Origin of the sequence: Nioella aestuarii, assembly GCF_050896395.1 — a bacterium.
Lineage (GTDB): Bacteria > Pseudomonadota > Alphaproteobacteria > Rhodobacterales > Rhodobacteraceae > Nioella > Nioella aestuarii.
This window is the reverse complement of the sequence record NZ_JBPBBA010000074.1, coordinates 1-6,149: the sequence shown is the minus strand read 5'-3', so window position 1 is coordinate 6,149 and position 6,149 is coordinate 1. Positions and strand designations below refer to the sequence as shown.

Annotated in this window: 4 protein-coding genes and 1 tRNA gene; 3 read left to right on the top strand and 2 right to left on the bottom strand. The window is 56.3% G+C overall.

Annotation, left to right across the window (positions count from 1 at the left end; genetic code table 11):
- Positions 1–59 precede the first annotated feature (59 nt).
- Positions 60–350: a DUF6916 family protein gene (locus ACROHD_RS20645; protein ID WP_432680332.1), complete on the bottom strand. Its 291-nt coding sequence runs from the start codon at positions 348–350 to the stop codon at positions 60–62.
- A 414-nt stretch (positions 351–764) separates the two neighbouring features.
- Here ACROHD_RS20645 and ACROHD_RS20640 point away from each other — a divergent pair, with 414 nt between their 5' ends.
- The 3 genes from ACROHD_RS20640 (at position 765) to ACROHD_RS20630 (ending at position 5,646) form a co-directional block, all read left to right on the top strand.
- On the top strand, positions 765–1,631 hold the full coding sequence (locus ACROHD_RS20640; RefSeq protein WP_432680331.1) for a Hint domain-containing protein: 867 nt from the start codon (positions 765–767) through the stop codon (positions 1,629–1,631).
- Between the two features lie 85 nt (positions 1,632–1,716).
- A tRNA-Ile gene (locus ACROHD_RS20635) sits at positions 1,717–1,793 on the top strand.
- 478 nt (positions 1,794–2,271) lie between these two features.
- Positions 2,272–5,646, top strand: a complete 3,375-nt coding sequence (locus ACROHD_RS20630; RefSeq protein WP_432680330.1) for a PIG-L family deacetylase — start codon at positions 2,272–2,274, stop codon at positions 5,644–5,646.
- Positions 5,647–5,780: 134 nt separating this feature from the next.
- Here the strand turns inward: ACROHD_RS20630 and ACROHD_RS20625 are convergent.
- On the bottom strand, positions 5,781–6,149 hold a 369-nt coding region (locus ACROHD_RS20625; RefSeq protein ID WP_432680329.1), incomplete at its 5' end, for a hypothetical protein.

The following is a 6,149-nucleotide window of genomic DNA, read 5'->3' as shown; positions in this document are numbered from 1 at the left end:
GAAACCATAGTCACGATGGAAACCACGCCAACAATGCACTAACAATCAAAGAGGACCAGTCAGATCAGGCCAGCCAGCTCCAACTTGCCGGTTTCCGGATGCGTGACACTGTAGATTCCTGAGGCCAATATCGGCTCGCGCGGTCCTTCCCATGTCAGGGCAAAGGCTTTTCGGGGCGGGTAGAAAACGCCGTCTATCTCAATGTGATTATCACGAACCGTCGAGCCTTGAAAAATCTTCACATTATCTAGAAGCAGGCTGAGAGAATTTGATTCGGTTTGCACATCGAAGCGTTGACCGACGAAATCTGAGAAACTTTCGCGAGTTGCAGATATAAGATCAATTTTCATGATATTATCGCCCTATGACAATAGTCGCCAAAGGCAACTATGAAAAAATATTATTTTTGTCTAATTATTAGCTGCTCGCCAGATCCAGGCAAGACCAAACCATTCGGTCAAGTGCACGCTCATACTTCCAAACGTATTTTCCCAGACCAATTTTCACGAAACCTGAGCACTGCGTTTATTTTGTTATGGACTGACCAAAAGAGCCTGCGTAGTGTTAATTGGTAGGTTGAATTCGGGGCTGCCCGGTTGTTTCAATGTTTAGGATTGTTGGAGGGCTAAGAAAGGAACCAAAGGAAACGGCGCAAGCGGATTTTGACACAACTGGTCCGTTGCGGCTCTTGCCGTGAATAGCACGCGCTGAATTCGAAAAGTTCTTGATTTCCCCTACCCGATCGATAGTGCCAGGAGGACAAAATGGCCAGCGAAAGTTACCTGTATTACTATGTTCTTTCGGGTCCACCGCCAGGTTCTGTAACTCTAGGATCGCGCATCGACAACGGTCTGGGTGACCTGATTGAAGCCGATGGCGCGATTGACGGTGTCACGGCTATTGGCGGAATCATATCTTGGGCTGGTTTTTCAAACCCCTTGATCGGGTTCTTTAACGGTGACCCGATTTTAGACTTTGGCGGCTTCGGCATCTACTATCTGCTGTCCAACGACCCTAGCCTTGCCAACCAAACGGTATCGGTAACCAACACCGGTAGCTTCGCTTATTGTTTTGCGGAAGGCACGGAAATCGATACGCCTAACGGGGCAGTCGCGGTCGAAAAACTTGCTATCGGAGATACGGTTCTGAGTGCCGAAGGGCGCAGAGTTCCCATCAAATGGATCGGCGAACAAACCGTTGCGACCCTGTTCCAGCCTGCGGAACGTCTGAAGCCGGTACGCTTCGCCGCCGGATCGCTTGGCAATGGTCTGCCTTATGCTGATCTGACGGTCACCGCCGATCATGGAATGTTGGTGGACGGCGTGATCTGCCATGCCGGTGCGTTGGTTAACGGGAAGACCATCACCTTCGTGCCACTGGAGGAGATGGGTGAGCGCTATAAGGTCTACCACATTGAGACCGAGGAGCACGAAGTCATCCTCGCCAACGGGGCCCCGGCCGAGACGTTCATCGACAACGTGTCGCGCAGATCCTTCGACAACTTCGCAGAGTTCGAAGCGCTCTACGGGGACGTGCCGGAAATGGCTGAACTGCCCTACCCCCGCGCGATGAGCGCACGGCAGGTTCCCGCAGCCATCAAGGCCCTTCTCGGCTCTGCGGAAGCCGCCTGAGACAATGCATCCACAAGCGGGGGCCCCACGGGCCCTCGCAACGGGCTTGACCCCACATTCCATCCTGATATTCCATCGCCTCGGCGGGCCTGTAGCTCAATTGGTTAGAGCAGAGCGCTCATAACGCTTTGGTTGCGGGTTCAAGTCCTGCCGGGCCTACCATACCCCCCTCCGTCACAATCGTACGATGCAGCTATGACACGCTGTTGAGTTGAGCCTCCGCGCCTTCAAGATGTTATGGACCCGGCCCTTCGCCCCGGCTGTTCAATGCTTCTTTCTATACCTGTTTTCACTGCACCCGACCCGATGATCCCTGCCCCGTCGGCCAGTGTGAAGAAGGTTTGATCCAACCGTTCCTGTGCAACGCGAGCTCTTCACAGGCACCCAGTGGACCGCGCCTTTGTGTTTCCAAACAAGCAGCAGTTTGTTTCCAGAATGTGCCCAAAATTGGCCTCACCCAACGTTAACCTGTGTTACCGTATGTTTCTGTAACGATATCAATCCTTTCAATAGTGCCCCATTGAAGATGCCTTATTAGACGGGGGGCGGGGTGTTTTGGTCTTGAGAATGGCGATGCGACGCTCGTGCAGTCGGCGTGGTCGTTCCCTGGCGCCCAGCTCCTCCAGACAGAGGATGCGATATGCCCCCATTGGATCCGGTGATTCCCTACGACGACATTGAAGACATCACAGGTGCATTCGAGCTCCAGGTCGTTGTCCGCTTCGACGATCTGGCTTCGGGCTACTGGCAGCGGGTTTTTGACATTGGCGACGGCCCGAACTCCAACAATATTCTTTTATCTCAATACGAAAACACCAACGACATGACATTCGTCCTTTACCAGGGCGATACGGCATATCGGGTGACGGCACCGAATTCGATCATCGAGGGCGAAGCGGCGACATGGTCCGTGGGGATCGATGCCGACGGGCTTATGTGGATCGACAAGGACAATGTCCGACTGGCCGAGACACAAGCCGTGGTGCCAGAAAACATCCCGCGTTTGAACGAACTCCTCGGTCAGTCAAACTGGGCAGAGGACACACCGCTGAATGGCGCTGTTCTTGGCATCGACATCGTCAATGAGGGCGAGGTTCAGGATGGCGGGCGACTGAACGATCCCGGACCGATTGAGGGGGCATTTCAGGTAGATACCATCGTGCGGTTTGATGATCTGTTGGGGGGGACTTCCCAGACCGTGTTTAACTATAGCGGTGCGACCAACGGGGACAGTGCGCGACTGTTTCAGGTGGCGAACACGAACGATATGCGTTTTGAGGTTGTCCAAGACGGGACCACCTATAGCGTCACCGCGCAGGATGCTGTGACAGAGGGGGAATGGTCGCTCTGGTCCGTTGGTGTCGATGCGGATGGCACGATCTGGTTAGATCAGGACGGCGCAAGACTTGTCGAGGCGCAAGGTGCGGTTCCGACCGGCCTGCCTGGCGCGGTGCCGACCATAGGCGCATCGGATTCCACGGGCACTGACGCGCTGGATGGGGTGGTTCTCGACCTCACGGTATCGCATAGCGGAGACGGCCCGACGCCGGGTGATCCTGTCGACCCCGTTGATCCGGTTGATCCTGTCGACCCCGTCGATCCGGTTGATCCTGTAGACCCGGTTGACCCGGCTCCTGAAGATCCGACGACAACCGACGTTCAGATCAACGGAGCCTTCCAGATCGACGTCACGGCCCGGTTCGATGATATCATGGGCGGGTACTGGCAACGCGTATTTGATATCGGTGACGGGCCGGCTTCGAACAACATCCTGCTGACTCAAGTTGAGAACACCAATGCAATCATGCTGCAACTTTGGCAGGATGGAAATGTCTACAGCACGGTCGCGGAAGGTGCGATCGAGCAAGGCGTGACGTCCAACTGGAGTGCCGGGATCGACACCGATGGCAGGATGTGGATCGAACGCGACGGCACGCTTTTGGCTGAGGGTCAGGGCGTCGTGCCTGCCGATGTGGAACGAGCCAATTTCCTGATCGGGGAGTCTAACTGGCCAGAGGACACGCCGCTGATCGGAGAGATCGGGGCCCTGACCGTTACCCAGGATGGGACAATCTCTGATCCCGTCACGCCGGTTGATCCGACCGACCCTACCGATCCGATTGATCCCACAGATCCAACCGATCCGACGGACCCAACAGGCCCGACCGATCCCGCCAGCGGCGCGGGTGACATGGTGTTCGTCGCGCATCAGGATGATGACCTTTTGTTCATGAACCCGACAATCGATTCCCTGATTGATGGCGATAATCCGATGACGGTTGTCTATCTTACCGCCGGAAATGCAGGACGGGGCGAAGATTACTGGTCTGCACGCGAGGCCGGCGAACTCGCCGCTTACGCCAATATGGCTGGCGCGGATGACTGGGTGAGCGAAACCGTGTCACTTTCTGTTCAGGGCAGTCAGTTTGACGTAAACAGCGCCTATCTGGAAAGCCAACCCGATATACGCCTTTACTTCCTGCGCCTGCCCGACGGGTTTGGTGACGGTGTCGGCGCCGAAGCCAATAATTTCGAAAGCCTGGAACAGCTATGGACTGGCGGGATCGACACGATCACTGCCGTAGATGGCAGCGCGACCTATACCAGGGACGAGTTGACGAATTTGCTCTCGACGCTGATTGCGCGGCATGATCCCGACAATATCCATTTGCAGGATCACACCAGCGAACATGCCGAAATAGAGCATTCCGATCACCTGTTCGCAGCGGAATTCGCCACAGCTGCAGTCGAATCCTACGCGGAGGGACTGAACGTAACCAGCTATGTCGGCTATGCGAGCTGGGGCCTGGAAGAAAACCTGACCCCAGAAGAAGTAGCCCTCGTTCGCGACACGTTCCAAATCTATTCAACCTTTGATCCAATGGTCTTGGGGTCCGACGGAAGCCTGCTGGAAGCCTATGAAGAATGGGTTCAGCGGGAATATATAGCGTCTGAATATAGCTGGTCTGGCGACCCTGTGCTGGGGGGGGACGGCACTGCCATCATCGACCCTGGCCTTGTTGTTGTGCCGCAATCCGATCCAACGGAAGACCCGAGCACGGGACCGATTGACTCTGATCCGACCTCTATATCGGCCCCGTCCGGGGATATGGTGTTCGTTGCCCATCAGGATGATGACCTGCTGTTCATGAACCCGACAATCGACACCCTGATCGACGGAAACGCACCGGTCAGCACCGTCTATCTCACCGCCGGGGACGCCGGAATGGGCGAAGAGTACTGGGCCGGACGCGAAATGGGGTCGAAAGCCGCATATGCGCAGATGGCTGGGGCGGATGATTGGGTGGATGAAACAGTCACAGTCTCTGTCGATGGCACCGACTACGATATCGCCTCTTCCTATCTCGCCAGCGAACCCGACATTCGCCTGTTCTTCATGCGATTGCCGGATGGGTTCGGCAATGGTGGTGGCTCTGACCAATATGGGAATTCCAGCCTTGAACAGCTGTGGAATGGCTCGATTGACAGCATCGAAACAGTGGATGGGCAGACCACCTACACCCATGAGGCCTTGTTGGGAGTGCTGAGCGGATTGATGGAGATGTATCAGCCCGAGCATGTCCACACCCAGGACCACGACAGCGCCCATTCCGGCTCGGAACATTCCGACCATCTGCACACCGCCGAATACGCGATTGCCGCCATCGAGGGGTATGGGGAGGATGTGACTGTTTCAAGCTATGTCGGGTATGAAAGCCGAGACCTCGCCGCGAATCTTTCGCCAGATGAGCGAGAGGACGCGCGCGATGCATTCCTGGAATATGCCGCCCATGATCCAAGGGTGATAGGAAGCAGCGGGTCCATCGGCTGGCAGTTCGAAACCTGGCTGCAACGGGAATATATAGCAGAGTCCTTTGAGCATTCCGGTGACGCAGACCCGAATAGCGGAGAGCTTCTGATGGAAGCGTTGATGCTTGACAGCAGCTCAACCGAGAGCGTGAAACATGCGATGTTCCTGACCCCAGAAGACGATCTGGACTACGCAGTGATGTAAGGGCAAAGGCCCCACCCGGTTACGTTCCGACGGCTCCGATCGGCAAGAGCTTTGCGCCGCGCAAATGGATCATTCAAAAAGCGAGCGGCGCACCCATCGGTCCGCCGCTCGCCATGTGTTGTTAGCCGCTCGTGCTAGATGAAGAATTCGCTGGTTGCATCCATGTCGTCGTCGTCATGGTTTTGGAATTCCTGCTCATCCACATCCTGGTTCATGAGCGCCATCACATCATCCTCGGTGAATTGCTCATCCTCTTCGTGATAGCTGAAGGCAGGCAAAGCAGAAGCGGCAGCGGTAGCGGTGCTCGCCGTTCCGCTGGCGCCGGTCCCACCGGAGCCAGAGCCACCCGTGCCACCCGAGCCAGACCCTTTGGTCCCGCCGGAGCCGGAGCCACCCGTGCCACCGGTGCCGGAGCCGCCAGAGCCTCCAAAGGACCGATTGGCGATCTGGTTCCGGGATGCGCCGAGGCGTTCCGCGCCATTGCCTCTCAGGATTGGGCGGGG